Genomic DNA, 21,982 nt, shown 5'->3' with positions numbered 1-21,982 from the left:
GCGAGCCGCCTGGATGGAAGCGGATTTCCTCTTGCCTTGTAAACCAGATTAAGAAAGCTAGTTTGAAAGGTATTTAAAGGTATACCCTTTTGTACAATATACATAAAAATTCCATATAAAATGTTCTAATTTTGTATAGCGAAAGAGAATAAAAATATCTGTATATGAATTGACAAAACATTAACAAGAAGATATAATAATAGCAGATTGTTAAGAACTTATCAAAAATAAAGGATAATGAGGAACAGAAAACGGAACTCTCAAAAGGATTATCAGGAGGTAGAAAGGGAATGGCAAAGACAGAGAAAGTAAAGCAGGACGCAGTGATCGACAATGTGGAGAAGCTTCTTGCGAAAATGGAAGAGATGAGGGAAGCTCAGAAGAAGTTTGCTGCGTTCACCCAGGAGCAGGTGGACAAAATCTTTTACGAAGCCGCGATGGCAGCAAACCATCAGAGACTTCCTCTCGCGAAGATGGCGGTGGAAGAGACCGGCATGGGCGTGGTAGAGGATAAGGTAATAAAGAACCATTATGCGGCGGAGTATATTTACAACAAATATAAAAATGAAAAGACCTGCGGCGTCATTGAAGAAGATGCGGCATTCGGATATAAGAGGATTGCAGAGCCGATCGGACTTATCGCAGCGGTAATTCCGACCACGAATCCCACCTCCACGGCTATCTTCAAGACGTTGATCGCGTTGAAGACAAGAAACGCCATTATCATTTCTCCTCATCCCCGTGCAAAGGCATGTACCATTGCCGCGGCAAAGGTGGTCCTGGAAGCGGCAGTCAAGGCCGGAGCGCCGGAAGGTATAATCTCCTGGGTTGATGTTCCCTCACTGGAGCTGACCAACGAGGTCATGAAGGGGGCGGATATCATATTGGCGACGGGAGGCCCCGGTATGGTGAAAGCGGCATATTCCTCCGGAAAGCCTGCTCTGGGTGTCGGTCCCGGCAACACACCAGCCATCATAGACGATACGGCGGATATCCGGATGGCGGTGAACTCTGTGATTCATTCCAAGACCTTTGACAACGGTATGATCTGTGCTTCAGAGCAGTCCGTGATCGTTCTGGAGAAAATTTACAGGGAGGTAAAGGCAGAATTTAAAAAGAGAAAATGTTATTTCCTGAATAAAGAGGAACTGGATAAGCTGCGCGGAATCATCCTTACGGAGGCCGGGACAGTGAATGCCAAGATCGTAGGGCAGCCGGCGCCGGTGATCGCACAGCTCGCCGGGATTGAAGTGCCCGCAGATTCCAAGATTCTAATCGGAGAAGTGGAGTCCGTTGATATCACCGAACCCTTCGCCCATGAGAAGCTGTCGCCTGTGCTGGCAATGTATAAGGCATCTAGCTTTGACGACGCCGTGGCTAAGGCGGAAAGGCTGGTGGCGGACGGCGGCTATGGCCATACGTCGGTCCTCTATGTAAATACGGCTACAGAAGACGGAAAGGAAAAGATAGCGAAGCATCAGGCGGCCATGAAGACCTGCCGTATCCTGATCAATACTCCTTCATCCCAGGGAGGTATCGGCGATCTTTACAACTTCAGGCTGACGCCTTCCCTGACTCTGGGATGCGGTTCCTGGGGAGGCAATTCCGTATCGGAAAACGTAGGAGTAAAGCACTTGATCAACATTAAGACCGTTGCCGAGAGGAGAGAGAATATGCTTTGGCTGAGGACACCGGAAAAGATATATTTCAAGAAGGGCTGCATGCCGGTCGCATTGGATGAACTCGGTACTGTCATGAATAAGAAGCGCGCATTTATTGTAACCGATACGTTCCTTTATAAAAACGGTTATACGAAGCCGATTACCGATAAGCTGGATGAAATGGGTATTGTGTACACATGCTTCTATGATGTGGAGCCTGATCCTAAGTTAAAGTGTGCGAAAGCCGGCGCCGAGATGATGAGGAGCTTCGAGCCGGATACCATTATTGCTCTGGGCGGCGGTTCTGCCATGGATGCGGCCAAGATCATGTGGGTAATGTATGAACATCCAGAAGTGGATTTCATGGATATGGCCATGGATTTTATGGATATCCGAAAGAGAGTATATACCTTCCCGAAAATGGGAGAGAAAGCATATTTCGTGGCGATTCCCACATCGGCCGGCACCGGCTCCGAGGTGACGCCGTTTGCGATCATTACTGATGAAAAAACGGGGAAGAAATGGCCGCTGGCAGATTATGAGCTGCTTCCCAACATGTCCATAGTGGATGCGGATAATATGATGAATATGCCAAAGGGATTGACCAGTTCTTCTGGTATTGATGTCATGACCCACGCGCTGGAGGCTTATGTATCGGTGATGGCTTCTGACTACACCGACGGTCTGGCCTTAAAGGCTATAAAAAATGTATTTGATTATCTGCCCCGTGCGTATGAACTTGGCGCCGCGGATGTGGAAGCCAGAGAAAAGATGGCGGATGCGTCCTGTATGGCAGGTTTGGCCTTTGCCAATGCCTTCCTTGGCGTGAACCATTCACTGGCCCATAAGCTGGGAGCGTTCCATCATATCCCTCACGGCATAGCCAACGCCCTGGTGCTGACGTATGTGATTCGCTTCAATGCGGAGGAGGCGCCTGTTAAGATGGGTACATTCCCTCAGTATAAGTATCCGCACGCATTTGACAGATACGTGGAGGCGGCCAGGTTTGCGGGAATCACAGGGAAAGACGATCATGAGTGAATTGAAAGAGATTTATCTGGACGCATATTATGGAAGATAAAAAAGTTCCCTTTCACAATGTGGCTTTTGCTGCAAGATAAATTGAAAAAGAAAGGAACCGGCAGTCAGCGGAGACGCAAGACTGCCGGTTCCTTTTTCCATGGTTTATATCAATGTTTCCAAAGTTTCTTAATGAATATCAGGATATTTTTTTTTCGTGGAGCTTTGTCTGTTTTTTTTTGATATCCTCATAATCCGGTTCACTTAAATCCAGCTCTTCTTTAAACGGAGAACAATTTTTCCTGATGAATTTATCAGCTCCGCCGGTGGCGAGGTATCCGACGACAAATACGAACAAAAACATTAAAATAACCGCAATAACTTGCATAGAGCCACCCCCTTGTTTATTTGAAAATATCATATTTAACATAAAGGTGGTATTATGGCTTGAAAAATCATGTAAAGATTATATTAAGATTTATCGGCCTTAATACAATCTTAATACTGCCGGAATTTATTTAATTCTTTCTTAAGCGTACTGCTTGTAGAATAGGCGGTAGACGATGGAAAGGGGCTTTACGATGGAAAAGGTGTGGAAGCGGGTTCACCGCGCTTCGCCGATGAAAATAATCATAGCGGGGTACTTTTTTATTATACTTCTGGGAGCCGGCCTTCTTTGCCTGCCAATTTCCATAAAGGCAGGAGAAAGTCTCACCTCCTTCTCCGACGCGTTATTTACTGCCACTTCGGCCACCTGTGTGACCGGGCTGGTGAGATTTGATACATATACCCACTGGTCTTTTTTCGGGCAGCTTGTCATTCTCCTTTTGATACAGGTAGGAGGAATCGGCTTTATGACCTTTGCCATATACGCCGTTTCTATGACAAAGAAAAAGATAGGACTTACTACCAGAGTTATCATGCAGAATGCCATATCTGCGCCGCAGGTCGGCGGAATCGTGCGGATGACCCGTTTTATCCTGTTTGGGACCTTTTTGATAGAAGGAACGGGCGCCGTACTTCTGAGCCTGTATTTCTGCCCGCGGCTGGGATTTTTCGAAGGCATATGGTATGGGATTTTTCACAGCATATCCGCTTTCTGCAATGCCGGATTTGACCTGATGGGCAGAAGAGAGCCGTTTTCTTCTTTGACGACGATTGGCGGAAACTGGTATGTAAACGGGATCATAATGCTCCTTATCATCATCGGCGGACTTGGTTTCTTTGTATGGAGGGATTTGGCGACCAACCATTTTTCTCTGAAGAAGCTCCGGCTTCACAGCAAGCTTGTGCTCGTGGTCACAGCCGGATTGATCTTTTTTGGAGCTTTGCTGCTGTTCATCTTTGAACAGGGCAATGCAGATTTTGTCCAGATGCCATTTTCCCAAAAGGGTCTTTCTGCCTTATTCCAATCCGTAACGGCGAGAACGGCAGGATTCAACAGCATGGATTTGGCTAAAATGACGCAGTCCAGCCAGTTTCTGCTCATCTGCCTGATGCTGATCGGAGGGTCCACCGGATCCACGGCGGGCGGTGTCAAGACTACTACTCTGGCGGTATTTATGATAAGTATTGTATCTACCATGCGTCAGAAGAAAAACATGGAAGTATTCGGAAGACGTCTGGATGATGGAGTTATCCGTTTGGCGACCTGCATTTTCAGCATGTATCTGATTCTTTCTCTGACGGTGGCAATGGCTGTGTCTTCGATAGAAGGAATGCCGCTTTTGACCGCTTTGTTTGAGAGCGCTTCTGCCGTGGGTACGGTAGGGCTGACATTGGGAGTGACAACTGGACTTGGCATGGTATCCAAATGCCTGATTATGTTCTTGATGTTTGTAGGCAGAGTGGGGTCCGTCACGATCCTCGTGGCGCTGGCGTCGGAGAAAAACCGCACGGTATCAAAGCTGCCTCTGGAAAAAATACAGGTTGGATAGATAAATAGGGGGAATTTTTATGAAAACAGTATTGGTCATCGGCTTGGGAAGGTTTGGCCGCCATATGGCACAGAAGCTTTTGGAGGAAGGAAATGATGTGCTGGCTGTGGAAAAAGATGAGGACAGGGCTGACAAGGCGGCGAGCATTCTGCGGGATATCCAGATAGGGGACGCGACGGATGAGCAGTTTATCTCATCCATAGGCATCAATCATTTCGATATGTGTGTGGTTGCAGTCGGGGATAACTTTCAGAGCGCCCTGGAGATCACAGTCCTTTTAAAGGATATGGGGGCGAAATTCATTTTGGCCCGCGCCAGCCGGGACGTACACAGAAAACTTCTTTTAAGGAACGGCGCAGATCATGTGGTATACGCGGAACGGGAAATGGCAGAACGTTTGGCCATTAAATACGGGGCAAAAAATATCTTTGATTACATAGAACTTACGGAAGAAATCGGGATATTTGAGATAGCCGTCCCGGTATCCTGGTATGGGAAAACCATCATAGAGAAATCGGTGCGTACCCGTTATCATATCAGTATCTTGGCGACAAAGAAGAAGGGAAAGATATACCCTCTGCCGCCTTCAGACCATCGTTTTTCCGGGGATGAAACCTTAATGGTGATGGGTTCTGAAAATGATCTGAGAGCTCTTATGAGATAGGGCAGAATAAATATATAGAAAATTAGAACTAGAAAGCATAAAGATTCCTTAATGGGATTTTTGTGCTTTCTTTATTTTTTTATAAAAGGTCCTAATCCTATTTTTATTTTGTCTGCGGTATGCTGTTTGCTGTAAAGCCGGATTTGCATAAGCAGACAGACATTAGGAGAGGTGAAAAAGATGATGCAGTTAATGTTGCAGTATGGATTTTATCTGATCGTTCTGGTAGCGCTGGCCATTCCCCTTGGCGGCTATATCGGAAAAATCATGAATGGAGAACACGTTTGGCTGTCTCGCATTCTGTCCCCCTGCGAGAGGGCGGTATACCGCGTAATGCGTGTTAAAGCAGATGAGGAGATGAACTGGAAGAAATATGCCGTATGTGCCTTTCTTTTCAGCGGAATCGGATTCCTGTTCGTGTTTCTGATCCAGATGCTCCAAGGCGTGCTGCCGGGAAATCCCCAGGGGATCCCCGGAATGTCCTGGCATCTGTCTTTCAATACGGCCGTCAGCTTTGTGACCAATACCAACTGGCAGGCCTACAGCGGTGAAGCACAGGCCAGTTACCTGATACAGGCATTGGGGCTGGCTGTACAGAACTTTGTATCGGCGGCGACTGGGATTGCCGTATTATTTGCCCTGATCCGTGGGTTCATAAGGGTAAAAACGAATGGGCTGGGAAGCTTCTGGGTGGATATGACGAGAACGGTCTTATATATCCTGATTCCTCTCAACCTGGTGATCTCCATATTTCTGGTGAGCCAGGGCGTGGTTCAAAATCTGAAGCCAGCCGAAACAGTCGAGCTTCTGGAGCCGGCAGCCGTGGATGCGGAGGGCAATGTTCTGGAAAACGCGGAAATAGATTTGAAGAACGGTGTGGTCACCGTGGATGGAACGGCAGTTCCGGACGCGGATATCATTACAAAGCAGATTGTCCCGCTGGGGCCGGCTGCCAGCCAGATCGCCATTAAGCAGACTGGGACGAACGGCGGCGGTTACTATGGCGTGAATTCAGCCCATCCGCTGGAAAATCCCACCTGGCTGTCCAATCTGGTCGAAATGATATCTCTTTTGCTGATACCGGCGGCCCTATGCTTTACCTTTGGCAGAAATGTGAAGAGTAAAAAACAGGGAAAAGCTATATTCGCGGCGATGTTCATCATGCTTGTCATCGCGCTTGCCTGCGTGGCGGCCAGTGAACAGTCGGCCACGCCGGGGCTGGCTCAGGAAGAGGCCGTGGACATCTCCATGGACAATCAGGCCGGGGGAAATATGGAAGGAAAAGAATCCAGGTTCGGCATCGCAGCGTCTTCTACCTGGGCGGCATATACGACTGCGGCATCCAACGGTTCCGTAAACTCCATGCATGACAGCTATACTCCGCTTGGCGGCATGGTGCCGATGATTTTAATGCAGCTTGGCGAAGTCATATTCGGAGGCGTCGGATGCGGACTGTATACCATGCTCGCCTTTGCGATACTTACTGTGTTCATAGCCGGCCTGATGGTGGGAAGGACTCCGGAGTATCTGTGCAAAAAAATAGAGCCGTATGAAATGAAATGGGCGGTGGTGGCCTGCCTGGCTACGCCGGTCGCGATCCTGATCGGGAGCGGCATCGCGGTCCTTGTGCCCAGCGTATCCGAATCCCTAAATAACAGCGGCGCTCATGGCTTTTCCGAGGTTTTATATGCGTTTACCTCTGCCGGGGGCAACAATGGATCTGCTTTTGCGGGGCTTAATGCCAATACGGTATTCTTAAATGTGAGCCTTGCTCTCTGCATGCTGGCGGCCAGATTTGCACCCATGGCAGCGATGCTTGCTGTTGCGGGAAGCCTGGCGAAAAAGAAGAAGATTGCCGTGACGGCGGGGACTTTGTCCACCAGTAATGGAATGTTTGTATTTCTGCTGATCTTTATCGTGCTGCTGGTAGGAGCGCTTAGCTTCTTCCCGGCACTGGCGCTTGGGCCGCTTGCGGAATTCTTCGCTTCATAAGCATGATGCCCTTGGTTTTTATGGCATAAGGAGGTATATAAGGAATGTCTGGAAAAAAGAAAAGCGCTCTGGCCGATAAGAAAATGGCGGCCCGGGCCATAAAGGATTCATTTATAAAATTGAAGCCCAGGACGCAGGTGAAAAACCCGGTCATGTTTTTGGTCTATCTGTCGGCCATATTGACTACGATCCTCTGGATCGTCTCACTGCTTGGGATAAAAGACGCCCCGTCGGGGTTCACCCTGGCCATCGCGGTCATCCTGTGGTTTACGGTATTGTTCGCCAACTTTGCCGAAGCAATTGCGGAAGGGCGGGGAAAAGCTCAGGCAGACGCCCTGCGGGCGGCAAAGAAGGATGTAGAGGCACATATGATTTCGTCTGCTGACAAAAAAGAAGAGGTGAGCAAAGTCTCCTCCGCATCCCTTAAAAAAGGAGATCTTGTCATTGTAAAAGCAGGAGAGCAAATCCCAGCCGACGGAGAAGTCATAGAAGGAGCGGCTTCCGTGGATGAGAGCGCGATCACAGGAGAATCCGCGCCCGTCATCCGGGAAAGCGGCGGCGACAGGAGCGCGGTGACCGGCGGCACAACAGTCCTTTCCGACTGGCTGGTGATTCAGGTTACCAGTGAAGCGGGAGAAAGTTTTCTGGATAAAATGATCGCCATGGTGGAAGGCGCGTCCAGGAAGAAAACGCCGAATGAGATCGCTCTTCAGATTTTCCTGATCGCGCTTACGGTTATATTTGTCCTGGTGACGGTTTCTCTTTACACCTATTCCATTTTTTCTGCCGATCAGGCAGGAATTCCGAATCCCACTTCTGTCACGACGCTGGCCGCGCTTTTAGTCTGCCTTGCGCCTACTACGATCGGAGCGCTGCTTTCCGCCATTGGGATTGCGGGCATGAGCCGTCTGAATCAGGCAAATGTGCTGGCCATGAGCGGCCGTGCCATTGAGGCCGCCGGTGATGTGGATATTTTGATGCTGGATAAGACCGGGACGATCACATTGGGAAACAGGCAGGCATCTGAATTGATTCCTGTGGACGGAACACTTCCGGAGGAGCTGGCCGACGCGGCCCAGCTCTCCTCCCTGGCTGATGAGACGCCGGAGGGAAGAAGCGTTGTGGTCCTGGCAAAGGAACAATTCGGAATCCGGGGCAGAAGCCTGGAAGATAAAAATATGGAATTCATTCCGTTCAGTGCGAAGACCAGGATGAGCGGTGTGAATTATGACGGAAATGAGATCAGGAAAGGCGCCGCTGATACGGTGAAGCAGTATGTGCTGGACAATGGAGGGAGCTATAGCTGGGAATGTGATGAAGCGGTAAAGAAAATATCCAAGCAGGGCGGCACGCCTCTTGTTGTGGCAAAGAATCACAAAATTCTGGGAGTTATCCACCTGAAAGATATCATTAAGCAGGGGGTTAAGGAAAAGTTTGCGGATCTCAGAAAAATGGGCATCAAAACCATTATGATCACCGGGGACAATCCGCTGACGGCGGCTGCCATAGCTGCGGAAGCCGGCGTCGACGATTTTCTGGCAGAAGCGACGCCGGAGGGAAAGCTCCAGATGATAAGAGATTTTCAGGCAAAAGGACATCTGGTGGCTATGACGGGTGACGGGACGAACGACGCTCCGGCCCTGGCTCAGGCGGACGTGGCGGTGGCGATGAATTCCGGAACCCAGGCGGCAAAGGAAGCAGGCAATATGGTGGATCTGGATTCCTCACCCACAAAGCTGATTGAGATCGTCCGGATAGGAAAGCAGCTTCTGATGACCAGAGGAAGCCTGACCACCTTCAGTATCGCGAATGATGTGGCAAAATATTTTGCCATCATACCGGCTCTCTTTATGGGACTTTACCCAGGTCTTTCTGCGCTGAATATAATGGGTCTTCACAGCCCGTACAGCGCGGTCTTGTCCGCGATAATCTATAACGCTCTGATAATCATTGCGCTGATACCTCTGGCCTTAAAGGGCGTGAAGTATCGGGAGGTTTCCGCGGGGAAGCTTCTGTCACGGAACCTGGTTGTGTACGGTATTGGAGGCGTCATAGCACCGTTTATCTTCATTAAACTGATTGATATGCTGCTGGCAGCGGCAGCGCTGGTTTAAGAAAGGCAGGTAATTGAGATGAAAGCAATAAAAACGATTTTGCCCAGGGCGGCCCTTTTGTTTCTGCTTTTTACGGTCATATGCGGAATTTTGTATCCCGGCGCCGTGACCGCGGTGGCTCAGACGGTATTTCCGGATAAGGCAAACGGGAGTATCATTGAGGTAAATGGTAAAAAGTATGGAAGCGCGCTTCTTGGGCAGCAGTATACAGACGTGACTCACATGTGGGGAAGGATCATGAATCTGAATACGAATACTTACAAAGATAAAGACGGGAATGCCGTGATGTACGCCTCTCCTTCCAATCTGAGCCCGGTCAGCGAAGAATATAAGGAACTGTTGGCGCAGAGAGTGGAAAAGATTCGGTCTGCCCATCCGGAAAAAGGAGATACGCCGATACCGGTAGATCTGGTAACCTGCTCAGGGAGCGGGCTGGACCCGGATATCTCCGCGGCGGCCGCGGAATATCAGGCAGAACGCCTGGCGAGGGAGAATGGCAGATCTGTGGAGGAAATCGAAGATATCATAGAAAAATGTACAACGCATAAGATTTTTGGGATTTTTGGAGAAGAGACGGTCAACGTATTGAAGGTGAATCTGATGCTGGACGGTATTTTGGAATAGGGAGGTCTGCAGATGTATAAAATGAAGACTGCGCGAAGGGAAGAGTTCAGGATAAGAGAGAAGATATCCGGCAACTGCGGAGAGGCGGGACTGATCTCTCTGGTCTATGGAATCAGCAATGAGCTGTCTTTGAATCCGGATATTTTCGAAAGAGAAGACGGAAGTATTTGGATTTATTATGAACATTCGGAATTTCCGTGCAGTCTTCTCCTTGACGAATATGGCGCGCTTATGGCGGCGCTCCATGAGGAATACCCCATCGTTATATGCGGAAACGCTGATGGAAAAGAAGCCGCCCAGCTGCAGGTGGTGAAAGAAGAATCAGAAGGAATCTGGTATTTTGAGAAGAGCAATTTATCAGGAGAGGATTTTGATGAACTGGAGAGTATCTGTATTGTAGTCAGCACGGAAAGAGGAGGAATAAGAAAGGAGCTGGCGGAGCTGCTCCGCGGCGTCCGCTGGGAATATGAGGCGCTGGCTGTGAGACGGAGCTGGTATATGGAAAAAGCGCTGTCAGGTCTGGAAGAAATGTGCCCGGGCGCTTACTTCCGGTATCTGCCTCTTACGGAAGACGCAGAAGAAACCGTCTGGATGGAATCGCTCACCGTAACACAGATGGCGGAACTCTGGAGCCTTCTCTTAGAGAACGGAGTCGGGGCGGCGGAATTTGAATATGCCCTGGAGGCCCTGGAACATAAAAACCTGAATTCGGTCTACTCCTGGGAGCTGTCCCTCCGAATGGCTCTTAATGACTGCGGGGTCACGGTACAGTACGAGGACCATGGATTTCGGATGGAACGGGCGGACGGGAGGAGGATGGTGTATGATTACGGGACCGGTACGGCGGCTGAGAAGATGCTTCTGAAGATCCTGTTTCCCGTTTCTCTTACGTGAGGCTCTTAATATAATCTTTATGGGAAATGGGGATTATCTCATAGGATTCTTATAAAATTTGTGTTAAGATGATAAAAAAGTACAGAGGTGAGAGCAGGTATGGAGCGGGCAAAGCCGGACGAGATATTAAGGCAGATGGAAAAAGAAGAGCAGAAGGAAAGCAGAGGACATCTGAAGATATTTTTCGGATACGCTGCAGGAGTGGGAAAGACTTATGCGATGCTGAAAGCCGCCCATGCCGCGAAAAGAAGAGGGATAGACGTGGTGGCCGGCTATATCGAGCCTCATACCAGGCCCCGCACGATGCAGCTTTTAAACGGCTTGGAGACAATCCCTCCGCTGGTCTTGTCTTATAAAGGGATTTCCGTAAAGGAATTTGACCTGGATGCCGCGATCGCCCGGCATCCGAAACTGATCCTGGTGGATGAGCTGGCGCATACAAACGCCCAGGGGAGCAGGCATGCGAAGCGGTACCAGGATATCGATGAGCTTCTCAATGCCGGGATAGATGTCTACACCACCGTGAATGTCCAGCATATAGAGAGTCTCAACGATATTGTGGCCTCCATAACCGGGATCATGGTGCAGGAGAGGATCCCAGATAAAATATTTGATGACGCCAGCCAGGTCGAGCTGGTGGATATCGAGCCGGAGGATCTGATCAACCGGCTGAAGGAAGGAGAGGTCTATCAGCCGACACAGGCAAAAAAGGCGCTGCACCATTTTTTCACGATTGAAAATCTGACGGCGCTCAGGGAAATCGCCCTTCGCCGGAGCGCCGACCGGGTGAATAAGCTCTCAGAACTGGCGAAGCAGTCGGGCGGAGGGGATTATTATACCGATGAACATATCCTGGTATGTCTCTCCGCGTCTCCTTCCAACACGAAGATTATCCGTACGGCTGCGAGGATGGCCAGGGCATTCAGGGGAAGCCTGACAGCGATTTTCGTGGAAACTCCCAGATTTCGGGGCGCATCCCCGGAGGATAAGAAAAGGCTCCGGGAGCATATCCACCTGGCAGAACAGCTGGGGGGAAAGGTAGAGACTGTATACGGAGAAGATGTGGCCCTCCAGATCGCGGAATACGCAAAGCTGTCCGGCGCATCCAAGATCGTGCTGGGACGGAGCAATACACAGAAGAGATTTCTGATATCCAGGCAGTCCTTCACGGAGAGGCTGACGGAACTCGCGCCAAATCTGGATATCTATATCATCCCCGATAAGGCGATGCCCAGCTACCGGAAGCTGGCGGTGAAAAAAACAAGGAACCATTTTTCCTTGGCGGATGTTACAAAGACGATCATCATACTTGTGCTGTCTTCCCTGGTGGGTATGGTCTTCCATCAGATAGGCTTTAATGATTCCAATATCATTATGGTTTATATTTTGGGAGTGCTGTTTGCGGCTATCGTGACCACCGGGCGCATATACAGTATCGTCCTGTCTCTGGTCAGCGTGCTGGTATTCAACTTCCTGTTCACTACGCCTAAATTCACCTTTCAGGCTTATGGCCCGGAATATCCCGTGACCTTTCTGGTGATGTTCCTCACGGCTTTTGTGACCAGTTCCCTGACGACGAAGATAAAGAGACAGGCGGTCCAGTCCGCAGGTATGGCCTACCGGACACAGATCCTTCTGGACACGAACCAGCTGCTTCAGCAGCAGAAGAATACGGACGGCATCATAGAGGTGACGGCCAGCCAGCTGACAAAGCTGCTCCATCGGGATATCGTCTTTTATCCGTCTGAAGAGGGCGATCTAAAGCAGCCGGTCTGGTATCTAAAGGATTCCGGCGTCTCCGGACAGGGGGCAGAAGATACGTCCAAAAAAGAATATCTTCTGGAGAATGAGCAGGCGGTCGCGGCGTGGGTGTTTAAAAACAACAAACGGGCGGGCGCCGGCACCGATACGCTGGGAAATGCCCGGTATATGTATCTTGCAGTCCGAAGCGCCAATGATGTGTACGGTGTGGTGGGCATCGATATGTATGGAGATCCGCTCAGCTCCTTTGAAAACAGCCTTCTGCTCTCTATATTGGGGGAGTGTGCCCTGGCCCTTGAGAAGGACTTATATGGGAGAAAACGGGAAGAAGCGGCGGCTCAGGCCAAAAATGAGCAGCTGCGCGCCAATCTCCTCCGTTCCATTTCCCACGATCTGCGGACGCCGCTGACCAGCATATCCGGAAATGCCGGCGTCCTGCTGGGAAACGGCGGCAGACTGGATGAAAGTAAGAAAAACCAGCTGTATACGGATATTTATGATGATTCCATGTGGCTGATCAATCTGGTGGAGAACCTGCTGTCCGTGACCAGGATTGAAGACGGCACCATGCATCTTAACCTGGAGACAGAGCTTTTGGAGGAGGTCATCACAGAGGCCAGGCGCCATGTCAACAGAAAGAGTGTGGAGCATGAGATCGAAGTAGTACAGAAGGACGAATTCATTCTGGCGAAAATGGATGCACGCCTGATCGTGCAGGTGATAATCAATCTCATCGACAATGCCATTAAATATACGCCGCCCGGTTCGAGGATCGTCATCACGGTGGCAAAGGCCGGAAGGATGGCAGTAGTGGAGGTGGCGGACAACGGTCCGGGAATTGCCGATGATTTGAAGGATAAGATATTTGAAATGTTCTATACGGCCAATAATGGGATCGCGGACAGCAGAAGGAGTCTGGGGCTTGGCCTGGCTCTGTGCAAATCCATTATAACGGCTCACGGAGGAACGATAACAGTGAGGGACAATGAGCCCCGCGGCACCATATTCCAGTTTACCCTGCCATCAGAGGAGGCAATGTTGCATGAATAAGCCATTGATACTAATTGTAGAAGACGATACGGCGGTAAAGAATCTGATATCCACTACGCTGGAAATGCAGAATTATAAATTTCATACGGCGGAGACGGGGCAGCAGGCTGTGATGGCGGCGGCATCCCAGAATCCGGATGTGATGCTCCTGGATCTTGGGCTCCCGGACATGGATGGAGTGGAGATCATCAAAAAGGTGAGAAGCTGGTCCAATATGCCGATCATAGTCATCAGCGCCCGGAGCGAGGACAGGGATAAGATCGATGCGCTGGATGCAGGGGCAGATGATTATCTGACAAAGCCGTTTTCTGTAGAGGAGCTTCTGGCCAGACTTCGGGTAACGCTCCGCCGCCTGAGCTATATGCAGTCCTCAAAGGCCGCCGACGAGGTGGTATTTGTCAACGGGGATCTGAGGATTGACTATTCCGCCGGATGCGCGTACATGGAGGAGAAGGAGCTGCACCTGACGCCCATTGAATATAAACTCCTGTGCCTGCTCGCAAAAAATGTGGGCAAGGTCCTGACCCATACGTATATAACCAGAGAGGTATGGGGAAGCGCCTGGGAGAATGACGTGGCGTCCCTGAGAGTGTTTATGGCCACACTGCGTAAGAAGATCGAGACAGATCCGGCCCAGCCGAAATATATCCAGACCCATGTTGGCGTGGGCTACCGGATGCTGAGAATAGAATAGTACAGAGAAATAAAACGGGCAGCCATATGGCCGCCTGTTTTATATAATAGGGGGTGTAATACAATACCCGGTTATGGGTATTATAAGCAAAATAGAAGAGGTACTGTTATACAATGCCCTGCGAATGCATGGCGTCGGCGATCTTCTTAAAAGCGGCGATGTTGGCGCCGATCACATAATTATCCTCGTAGCCGTAATCCTTTGCCGCGCCGCTGATCTGAGCATATATATTTACCATGATCTCTTTCAGCCTGGAATCTGTCTTTTCAAAGGACCAGTAAAGACGCTCGCTGTTCTGGGTCATCTCCAGGGCGGAAGTGGTGACGCCTCCCGCGTTGGATGCTTTGCCGGGCAGGAAAAACATTTCGCTTTCCATCACGTAATCGGTGGCTTCCTGGGTGACAGGCATATTAGCGCCTTCACAGATGGCAAAACAGCCGTTTTCCTTCAGAGCTTTGGCGTCTGAGAGGGTCAGCTCATTCTGCGTCGCGCAGGGAAGAGCGATATCACATGGAATGTTCCAGATTCCTCTGCCTTCCGTATACTTTGCAGAAGGGACCTCATCCACGTATTCTTTGATCCGTCCTCTGCGCTTTTCCTTGATATCCTTAACGATATCAATGCGGATGCCTTTGGGATCATAGACAAAGCCGCTGGAATCGCTCAGTGCGACCACCTTCGCCCCGAAGTGCTGAGCGCGCTCAGTCGCGTAAATGGCCACATTGCCGGAGCCGGATACTATGACGGTCTTCCCGCTCATGGTCATTTCATGATTCCGCAGCATCTCCTCGGTAATATACACGAGACCATAGCCTGTGGACTCTTTCCGGACCAGAGAACCGCCGAAGGTCAGTCCCTTTCCTGTGAGCACACCTTCATAACGCCCTGTAAGACGTTTGTACTGTCCGTACAAGTAGCCGACTTCTCTGCCTCCCACGCCGATATCTCCGGCGGGGACGTCCGTATTGGCTCCGATATGGCGGTAAAGCTCATTCATGAAGCTCTGGCAGAACGCCATTACCTCACGGTCAGATTTGCCCTTGGGGTCAAAGTCGGCCCCGCCTTTGCCGCCGCCGATGGGAAGATCGGTGAGTGCGTTTTTAAAGATTTGTTCAAAGCCCAGGAATTTTACAATGCCCTGGTTTACGGAAGGATGGAAACGAAGTCCACCTTTGTAAGGTCCGATGGCGCTGGAGAACTGGACACGATAGCCGCGGTTCACCTGTACCTGTCCCTTGTCGTCAACCCAGGGGACGCGGAATGACACAACACGCTCCGGCTCGATGAGACGCTCCAGAATAGCGTCTCTCCGGTACATTGCCTCGTTCTCATCGATTACCGGGCGAAGAGAATCGAGTACCTCGCGTACCGCCTGGTGGAATTCCGGTTCACCAGGGTTCTTGTCGATTGCACGGGAAATCATTTCATCTACATATGACATATTTTTCCTCCAGGACATAAACTAGAACGAAAAAGGAGTCAAAACAGACAAGCGTATGCTTGCTGTTATGACTCCTTTGTCCTTTTTTAATATAACACTCTGAGCTGTTTAAGTCAATTGGAACGGCGCCGGCGGATCAATTTTCAGCAAATTCGCCAAAAAAATCCTGGCTGAAGAGTTCTTTTATTTTATTTAAGTCAGCAGTCTGCCCTAATATCCACATCAGCTTGGCAAATGCGGCTTCGGTGGTCATGGTGCCGGCGGAGAGCACGCCTGCTTTGGAGGCCTCCACGCCCACGTCATATACAGTCAGATCACAGCCGTCATGGATGCATTGGGTGGTGACTGCCACTGGGATTTCCTTTTTGATCAGGGCTTTAATGGGTGGAAGCAGATTTCTGCGTGAGTTCGGTATCCCTCCCAAGCCGAAGGCTTCCAGCACCACGGCCCGGTATCCCAGCTGCGGTATGGCTTCCAGCAGTTCCGGCTTCATGCCGGGGACCAGCTTAAGGAGCAGGACATTGGGGTTGAAGTTATCGTTAAGTGTCAGGGATTTCCTGGAAAGGGGAGCCGGTTCCCTGTTTAAGATCACTTTGCCGTCTTTGACGGATCCCTCCGGCTCGCGGTTTATACTTTCAAAAGCGTGAAGCCCAAGGGAACTGGTCTTCCGGGCATGGCAGCCGTGGATGATGATGCCGTCAAAGACGAGGTACACTCCGGCAAGCCGTCCGTCCGCGGCTGCGTGGAACGCATCGAGGATATTGCGCTTTCCGTCTGTGTTCGGCTCTTCGATGGGTATTTGGGAGCCGGTAAGAATTACCGGTTTGTTGAGATTTTGCAGCATGAAGGACAGCGCGGCGGCAGTGTATGCCATGGTATCGGTACCGTGGGTAATGACTACGCCGTCAAAGATGGAAAGGCCTGCAAAGACGGCCTGTGCGATGGAAGCCCACTCTTCCGGCTGGATGTTGGTGCTGTCCAGACTCAGAAGTTCTTTATAGTGAATCTCACAAAGACCGTTCAGTTCCGGAATCAGACGTACCATGGACGCGCCGTCCATCTGAGGAGAGAGACCGTTTTCCGTCGGGGAAGAGGCGATGGTGCCGCCTGTGGAGAGGAGTAAGATCTTCTTCATGAAAACCCTTCTTTCTATTTATATTGAAAAAAGTATAACATAAATCAGCCGGCTTTGACAGGGGCGCATATTTATTTCATGGATTGTTCATAAGAAATTTATAATAGAGGTTAAATTCTTGCTGACAGGCGGTGAATACAAAAAGAAACCCTTGAAAAAAAAAAACTCCTGGTATATAATAAGGAGCAATGATGAAATATGAATAGAAAAACGCGGTGATGAGAGCTAAGGTATGTGATGTCCTTTCAGAGAGCTGGTGGTTGGTGCGAACCGGCAGGACTGCAGGCCTGTCCACTTTCGGAGCGGTTGGCGATGAGTCAAAAGGCCGGTGGCCTTTATACCACCAATAAGAGGCTGGCCGCGGAAGGCCGGCAAAATGGGTGGCAACGCGGAAACCTTTCGTCCCTGACATGGGATGAGAGGTTATTTTTTTATAAAAAAGGAGGAATTATCATGATAGACATTAAATTTTTGAGAGAGAATCCGGAAGCAGTAAAGGAAAACATCAAGAAGAAATTCCAGGACAGGAAGCTGCCGCTGGTGGACGAAGTGATCGCTTTAGATAAGGAAAACAGAGAAATCAAGCAGGAGGTTGAGAGCCTCCGCGCCAGCCGGAACCGTCTTTCCAAGGAGATCGGCGCGCTGATGAAGCAGGGAAAGAAGGAAGAAGCAGAAAAGATCAAGGCTCAGGTAAATGCCAACGCCGCCCGGGTTGAGGAGCTGTCGGCGAGGGAACGTGAAGTGGAGGAGGCCATTCAGAAGAATATGATGACCATCCCCAATATCATTGACCCGTCCGTGCCCATCGGAAAAGATGATACGGAAAATGTGGAAGTGACCAAGTACGGGGAACCGGTCGTGCCAGATTTTGAGATCCCTTACCATACAAAGATTATGGAAAGCTTTGGAGGGATCGATCTGGAAAGCGCGGGACGGGTGGCCGGAAACGGTTTTTATTATCTGATGGGCGATATCGCAAGGCTCCATTCTTCCATTTTGGCTTACGCGAGGGACTTCATGATTAACAGGGGATTTACGTACTGCATACCGCCGTTCATGATCAGGAGCAATGTGGTGACCGGCGTGATGAGCTTTGATGAAATGGATGCGATGATGTATAAGATCGAGGGAGAAGATCTGTATCTGATCGGCACCAGCGAACATTCCATGATCGGAAAGTTCATCGATACGGTATCTCCGGAAGAGAAGCTCCCCTATACACTGACCAGCTATTCTCCTTGCTTCCGCAAGGAAAAGGGCGCTCATGGAATCGAAGAAAGAGGCGTGTACCGTATCCATCAGTTTGAAAAACAGGAAATGATCGTTGTATGCAGGCCGGAGGAAAGCCCCATGTGGTTCGAGAAGCTGTGGCAGAATACGGTGGACCTGTTCCGTTCCATGGATATTCCTGTCCGCACCCTGGAATGCTGTTCCGGCGATCTGGCGGATCTGAAGGTGAAGTCCTACGATGTGGAGGCATGGTCTCCCAGGCAGCAGAAATATTTCGAAGTGGGAAGCTGCTCCAACTTAGGTGATGCACAGGCCCGCCGTCTCAAAATCCGTGTGAACGGAAAAGACGGGAAATATTTTGCCCACACATTGAATAATACAGTAGTAGCGCCGCCTCGTATGCTGATAGCATTTTTGGAGAATAATCTGAATGCGGACGGCACCGTGGACATTCCCGCGGTGATTCAGCCGTACATGGGCGGACAGACGAAGCTGGTGCCGAAGGAAGAAGGATGATAATGTCTTCTCTGGGAGCGTCAGTGCCAATAAAAAGGAGATATCATGCATAAATATCTGCGGGCGATAGGGTTCAGTGAGTATACGAAAAAGCAGGATATTGAAGAGCTTCTGGAGCAGACGGTCCAGTGCCCCGGGGAGACTCAGCTGGTTCAGCTGGATGACGGAGGGACAAGGGAACAGATCTATGCGGAGGTGGGAAACGGTATAGGCATCTCCGTCTGCGGGGAAATGAATGACCGGGATATATTGGAAAGGGAATACTATTTTCCCTATCTGCGGAGCACCTGCATCACCACACAGGCGCCCTGCCAGGTGCAGCGCCATGCGGAAAAGGAATCCTATGCCGGGATCTGTGAGGAATACCGGCTTGGTGTATCTTTGATCTTTTATCTCCAGAATGGAATGGAATATGTGAAGAGGCGTCAGGATAAGTTCCACAGCTCTCAGATATCGTCGGTCATGCTGTCGGCGCTTTCCATCTATGGAAGGATCCTGCTGCCGGTCCAGAAGACCGAAAAGCAGAAGGAAAAGATCAAGGTGGCGTCCGAGAACAGGAGCAGTCTTTTAGAAGCGGCGAGGAAAGGCGATTCGGAGGCCATGGATTCCCTGGCTTTGGAGGATATCGATCTTTATGCCGCTATCTCCGGCCGGGTCCGCAACGAGGATGTCTATTCCATAGTGGACTCCTGTTTTATGCCTTTCGGCGTGGAATGTGACCAATATTCGATCCTGGGAGAAATTTTAGAGGTGGAAATCGTCACAAATAGGTGGACAAATGAGGAAATTTATGTTTTAATGGTAGAGTGCAACGACATTATGTTCCAGGTGGGCATCAATAAGCAGGATTTGCTTGGCGAGCCGGTGGTGGGACGTAGGTTTAAGGGGCCTGTATGGCTTCAGGGTCAGGTGAATTTCCTGGATTGAGCCGCGTGTCACTGGTTGCACCGTTTTATTGCTAAGTCTCCGTAGCTCAGCAGGATAGAGCGACCGCCTCCTAAGCGGTAGGCCGGAGGTTCAAATCCTCTCGGGGACGCCAGAAATCCCGCCGAAAACTTTGAGAAAACAAAGTTTTCGGCGTTTTTTAATGAACGATGACCGGATGGGATCGTCGAATAATCGGAGTGATAAAATATGCTGAAGGTTGTGATCTGCGATGACAACATAAAGGATTTGATGAGCACAGAAAAAATGCTGATCAGGTTTCAAGAGTTTTATCAGCAAGAGCAGTGGGAATGGGAAAAGTTTACAGATTCCAATATGCTTTATAACAAGGTTGGGTCGGGAGATTTGGCCGATATCTATATTTTGGATATGCTCATGCCGGTTAAAAACGGCATTGAGATAGGCCGGAGGATTCGGGATATGGGCAGGGACCGGGTGATCATCTATACTACAACGTCGGATGACTTTGCTCTGGACGCATATGGGGTGCAGGCGGCAAGGTATCTGCTGAAGCCAATAAAAGAAGAAAATTTTTATGAGGCTATGGAATATGCGTTTGCGGCAGTGGATACAAAGGATGAACCGTTGTTTCCGCTGAAAACGCAGGAGGGAATCCTCTCTTTGCCCCATTCTAAAATAGTGTATGTGGAAAATAAGGACAGAACGCTCCATATACACCTGGCGGACGGCAGAGTCATGAAAAGCCTTTTCATCAGAACGAGCTTTGGAGATGAGATTGGGAACCTCTCGGAGAATCCTTCTTTTCTGCAAGTCCATAAATCTTTTGTTGTCAATCTGAGATATGCAGAAAAGCTGAAGCAGACCGGTTTGGAGATGAGGAATGAAGATACCGTGCCTGTGAGCAAAAAAAGATACGCGGCAGTGAAGAGAAAGTATCTGTCCTATATGGCTGACAGATATCGATAGAGGAGGAGTGCCGAATGAAGGCATATAGTTTGATTTCCTATATTATAAGTTATGGTTTTTTAATGGCGTATTTTCTTTTGTTCATTGGGCTGAAATATACGGAAAAAAAATCTCTGGCCATATGTGCTGTATCCGCCTCCGTCTCCTGTGCTATGGAATTTTTACTCCTATATGTGTTTTCCGGCAGCTCTTTTTTCTATGTAACAGTAACTTTGATCCAGATTTTTATCACGCAGTTTACCGCAGTATTTATTTCAAAGACGAGAGACAGCAAAGCGGTCTTTACCGGTTTGAGCGGATCCAATTACGTGATGGCGGGCGGAATCGTCGGGGCGATAGTAGAAATCTATACGGGAAGCGGAATTTTGGCCATATTTGCCAGTGGAATGGCGCATTTCCTGCTGCTTTTGATACTCGTCATCAAAATAAGAAAGATATATCTAAGCTTTTTCGAAAAAAGAGATATGGGGAAGTGGTGGGGCCTGTGCCTGATCCCTTCTCTTTTTTACAGCTGCTTTTGCTTTCTTGCTATATTCCCGAATTCTCTTCATGATAACCGTCAGAATATACTGGGGGTCATATTGCTTCTGATCACCATGTTCGTCTCTTATATCGTGATATTCCGCTACGTGGAGAATGAAACGAAAAGAAGTGAACTGTACTGGGAAAATGAGCTGTTTGAATCTTATATCCATGGACTGGAGTCCCAGTATAAGGCGGTGGAAAAAGCTGAGTACAATTTAAGGATTTTGCGCCATGACATGCGCCACTACATGGGAATCATCAATTCTCTGCTGGAACAGAAGGAATATGATGAGGTTAAGAAGATCATTAGGAATGTGTCAGAAGTGATCTCGGATAATAAGATCGGGAAGTACTGCGAAAATATGAAAGTGAACAGTATTGTTTCTAACCTGATGGAAAAAGCGGACGGGCTTGGCGCGTCTGTAAATATAAAAATGACGGTGCCGGAAAAGGTGCCGGTGGACGATTTGGAGCTGGCGTCGGTGATCGCGAATCTGCTGGAGAACGCGCTGGACTCTGTGGAAGAGCTGAATAAAGAAGAAAGGTCTGTTAGTCTGCTCGTATGGTGTGCGGACAGCCGCCTGATCATAGAAGCAGAGAACCGATGCAGTAAGGAAGTACAGATGAATCCAATCACAAAGCTTCCTGTGAGCCGGAAGGGGAAAGGACATGGGATAGGGCTGCAGAGCGTGTCGGCATTTGCGAATAAGCTCGACGCTGATTTTGACTGCTGCTGTGAGAGCGGGACGTTTACAGTCAGGCTGCTTGCGAATTTTTGACCGTTTTTTGCGAAGAACTGGCAGAAAACAGCGGATAATAATCTCCTGATAGATTTTATAATAGTACTTGAAA

General features: G+C 49.5%; 15 protein-coding genes, 1 tRNA gene and 1 pseudogene. 14 read left to right on the top strand and 3 right to left on the bottom strand.

The features are described from left to right. Positions 1-290 precede the first annotated feature (290 nt). Positions 291-2,699 (top strand): annotated as a pseudogene (gene adhE, locus H9Q78_RS08235) (bifunctional acetaldehyde-CoA/alcohol dehydrogenase); the annotation flags it as partial. A 181-nt stretch (positions 2,700-2,880) separates the two neighbouring features. On the opposite strand, the gene H9Q78_RS08230 reads toward adhE, so the two are convergent. Further along, positions 2,881-3,069, bottom strand: coding sequence for a hypothetical protein (locus tag H9Q78_RS08230; protein ID WP_249300885.1), 189 nt, complete (start codon positions 3,067-3,069; stop codon positions 2,881-2,883). Positions 3,070-3,244: 175 nt separating this feature from the next. Between H9Q78_RS08230 and H9Q78_RS08225 the strand changes: the two genes are divergently transcribed. The 8 genes from H9Q78_RS08225 (at position 3,245) to H9Q78_RS08190 (ending at position 14,411) form a co-directional block, all read left to right on the top strand. Continuing rightward, complete coding sequence (locus tag H9Q78_RS08225) at positions 3,245-4,618, top strand: TrkH family potassium uptake protein (RefSeq protein WP_330595109.1); 1,374 nt, start codon at positions 3,245-3,247, stop codon at positions 4,616-4,618. 19 nt (positions 4,619-4,637) lie between these two features. Next, positions 4,638-5,282, top strand: coding sequence for a potassium channel family protein (locus H9Q78_RS08220; protein ID WP_249300883.1), 645 nt, complete (start codon positions 4,638-4,640; stop codon positions 5,280-5,282). Positions 5,283-5,462: 180 nt separating this feature from the next. Further along, positions 5,463-7,274 carry a potassium-transporting ATPase subunit KdpA gene (gene kdpA, locus H9Q78_RS08215; protein ID WP_330595108.1) on the top strand — a complete coding sequence of 604 codons (1,812 nt, stop codon included), beginning with the start codon at positions 5,463-5,465 and terminating at the stop codon, positions 7,272-7,274. Between the two features lie 44 nt (positions 7,275-7,318). Then, on the top strand, positions 7,319-9,388 hold the full coding sequence (kdpB, locus tag H9Q78_RS08210; RefSeq protein WP_249300881.1) for a potassium-transporting ATPase subunit KdpB: 2,070 nt from the start codon (positions 7,319-7,321) through the stop codon (positions 9,386-9,388). Positions 9,389-9,406: 18 nt separating this feature from the next. Then, positions 9,407-10,012, top strand: coding sequence for a K(+)-transporting ATPase subunit C (kdpC, locus tag H9Q78_RS08205; RefSeq protein WP_249300879.1), 606 nt, complete (start codon positions 9,407-9,409; stop codon positions 10,010-10,012). 12 nt (positions 10,013-10,024) lie between these two features. Further along, positions 10,025-10,906, top strand: coding sequence for a hypothetical protein (locus H9Q78_RS08200; RefSeq protein WP_249300875.1), 882 nt, complete (start codon positions 10,025-10,027; stop codon positions 10,904-10,906). 99 nt (positions 10,907-11,005) lie between these two features. Continuing rightward, complete coding sequence (locus H9Q78_RS08195; RefSeq protein ID WP_249300873.1) at positions 11,006-13,717, top strand: sensor histidine kinase; 2,712 nt, start codon at positions 11,006-11,008, stop codon at positions 13,715-13,717. Further along, positions 13,710-14,411 (top strand): response regulator, encoded by a 702-nt coding sequence (locus H9Q78_RS08190; RefSeq protein WP_249300871.1) that lies wholly within the window; start codon positions 13,710-13,712, stop codon positions 14,409-14,411. Before H9Q78_RS08195 ends, H9Q78_RS08190 begins: the two co-directional genes overlap by 8 nt. Before the next feature lie 106 nt (positions 14,412-14,517). Here H9Q78_RS08190 and gdhA read toward each other — a convergent pair whose 3' ends face one another. Continuing rightward, a complete protein-coding gene (gene gdhA, locus H9Q78_RS08185) occupies positions 14,518-15,852 on the bottom strand; it encodes an NADP-specific glutamate dehydrogenase (protein ID WP_249300869.1) in 1,335 nt (444 codons plus the stop codon). A 136-nt stretch (positions 15,853-15,988) separates the two neighbouring features. Continuing rightward, positions 15,989-16,987, bottom strand: a complete 999-nt coding sequence (locus tag H9Q78_RS08180; RefSeq protein ID WP_249300867.1) for an asparaginase — start codon at positions 16,985-16,987, stop codon at positions 15,989-15,991. A gap of 453 nt (positions 16,988-17,440) precedes the next feature. Between H9Q78_RS08180 and serS the strand changes: the two genes are divergently transcribed. The 5 genes from serS (at position 17,441) to H9Q78_RS08155 (ending at position 21,909) form a co-directional block, all read left to right on the top strand. After that, positions 17,441-18,733, top strand: coding sequence for a serine--tRNA ligase (gene serS / locus H9Q78_RS08175; protein WP_249300865.1), 1,293 nt, complete (start codon positions 17,441-17,443; stop codon positions 18,731-18,733). A gap of 45 nt (positions 18,734-18,778) precedes the next feature. Beyond that, positions 18,779-19,660 carry a DUF3881 family protein gene (locus H9Q78_RS08170; protein WP_249300863.1) on the top strand — a complete coding sequence of 294 codons (882 nt, stop codon included), beginning with the start codon at positions 18,779-18,781 and terminating at the stop codon, positions 19,658-19,660. A 35-nt stretch (positions 19,661-19,695) separates the two neighbouring features. After that, positions 19,696-19,772, top strand: a tRNA-Arg gene (locus H9Q78_RS08165). A gap of 95 nt (positions 19,773-19,867) precedes the next feature. Continuing rightward, positions 19,868-20,605, top strand: a complete 738-nt coding sequence (locus H9Q78_RS08160) for a LytR/AlgR family response regulator transcription factor (protein ID WP_249300860.1) — start codon at positions 19,868-19,870, stop codon at positions 20,603-20,605. Between the two features lie 14 nt (positions 20,606-20,619). Further along, positions 20,620-21,909 (top strand): sensor histidine kinase, encoded by a 1,290-nt coding sequence (locus tag H9Q78_RS08155; protein ID WP_249300858.1) that lies wholly within the window; start codon positions 20,620-20,622, stop codon positions 21,907-21,909. Positions 21,910-21,982: the final 73 nt, after the last annotated feature.

Origin of the sequence: Qiania dongpingensis, from assembly GCF_014337195.1 — a bacterium.
Lineage (GTDB): Bacteria > Bacillota > Clostridia > Lachnospirales > Lachnospiraceae > Lientehia > Lientehia dongpingensis.
This window is presented reverse-complemented; position numbering and strand designations above follow the sequence as displayed.

What these genes read in the sequence shown, in the direction of transcription:
- H9Q78_RS08230 (WP_249300885.1), bottom strand. Translation starts at nt 3,069, where the DNA reads ATGCAAGTTATTGCGGTTATTTTAATGTTTTTGTTCGTATTTGTCGTC.
- H9Q78_RS08225 (WP_330595109.1), top strand. Translation starts at nt 3,245, where the DNA reads ATGGAAAGGGGCTTTACGATGGAAAAGGTGTGGAAGCGGGTTCACCGC.
- H9Q78_RS08220 (WP_249300883.1), top strand. Translation starts at nt 4,638, where the DNA reads ATGAAAACAGTATTGGTCATCGGCTTGGGAAGGTTTGGCCGCCATATG.
- kdpA (WP_330595108.1), top strand. Translation starts at nt 5,463, where the DNA reads ATGATGCAGTTAATGTTGCAGTATGGATTTTATCTGATCGTTCTGGTA.
- kdpB (WP_249300881.1), top strand. Translation starts at nt 7,319, where the DNA reads ATGTCTGGAAAAAAGAAAAGCGCTCTGGCCGATAAGAAAATGGCGGCC.
- kdpC (WP_249300879.1), top strand. Translation starts at nt 9,407, where the DNA reads ATGAAAGCAATAAAAACGATTTTGCCCAGGGCGGCCCTTTTGTTTCTG.
- H9Q78_RS08200 (WP_249300875.1), top strand. Translation starts at nt 10,025, where the DNA reads ATGTATAAAATGAAGACTGCGCGAAGGGAAGAGTTCAGGATAAGAGAG.
- H9Q78_RS08195 (WP_249300873.1), top strand. Translation starts at nt 11,006, where the DNA reads ATGGAGCGGGCAAAGCCGGACGAGATATTAAGGCAGATGGAAAAAGAA.
- H9Q78_RS08190 (WP_249300871.1), top strand. Translation starts at nt 13,710, where the DNA reads ATGAATAAGCCATTGATACTAATTGTAGAAGACGATACGGCGGTAAAG.
- gdhA (WP_249300869.1), bottom strand. Translation starts at nt 15,852, where the DNA reads ATGTCATATGTAGATGAAATGATTTCCCGTGCAATCGACAAGAACCCT.
- H9Q78_RS08180 (WP_249300867.1), bottom strand. Translation starts at nt 16,987, where the DNA reads ATGAAGAAGATCTTACTCCTCTCCACAGGCGGCACCATCGCCTCTTCC.
- serS (WP_249300865.1), top strand. Translation starts at nt 17,441, where the DNA reads ATGATAGACATTAAATTTTTGAGAGAGAATCCGGAAGCAGTAAAGGAA.
- H9Q78_RS08170 (WP_249300863.1), top strand. Translation starts at nt 18,779, where the DNA reads ATGCATAAATATCTGCGGGCGATAGGGTTCAGTGAGTATACGAAAAAG.
- H9Q78_RS08160 (WP_249300860.1), top strand. Translation starts at nt 19,868, where the DNA reads ATGCTGAAGGTTGTGATCTGCGATGACAACATAAAGGATTTGATGAGC.
- H9Q78_RS08155 (WP_249300858.1), top strand. Translation starts at nt 20,620, where the DNA reads ATGAAGGCATATAGTTTGATTTCCTATATTATAAGTTATGGTTTTTTA.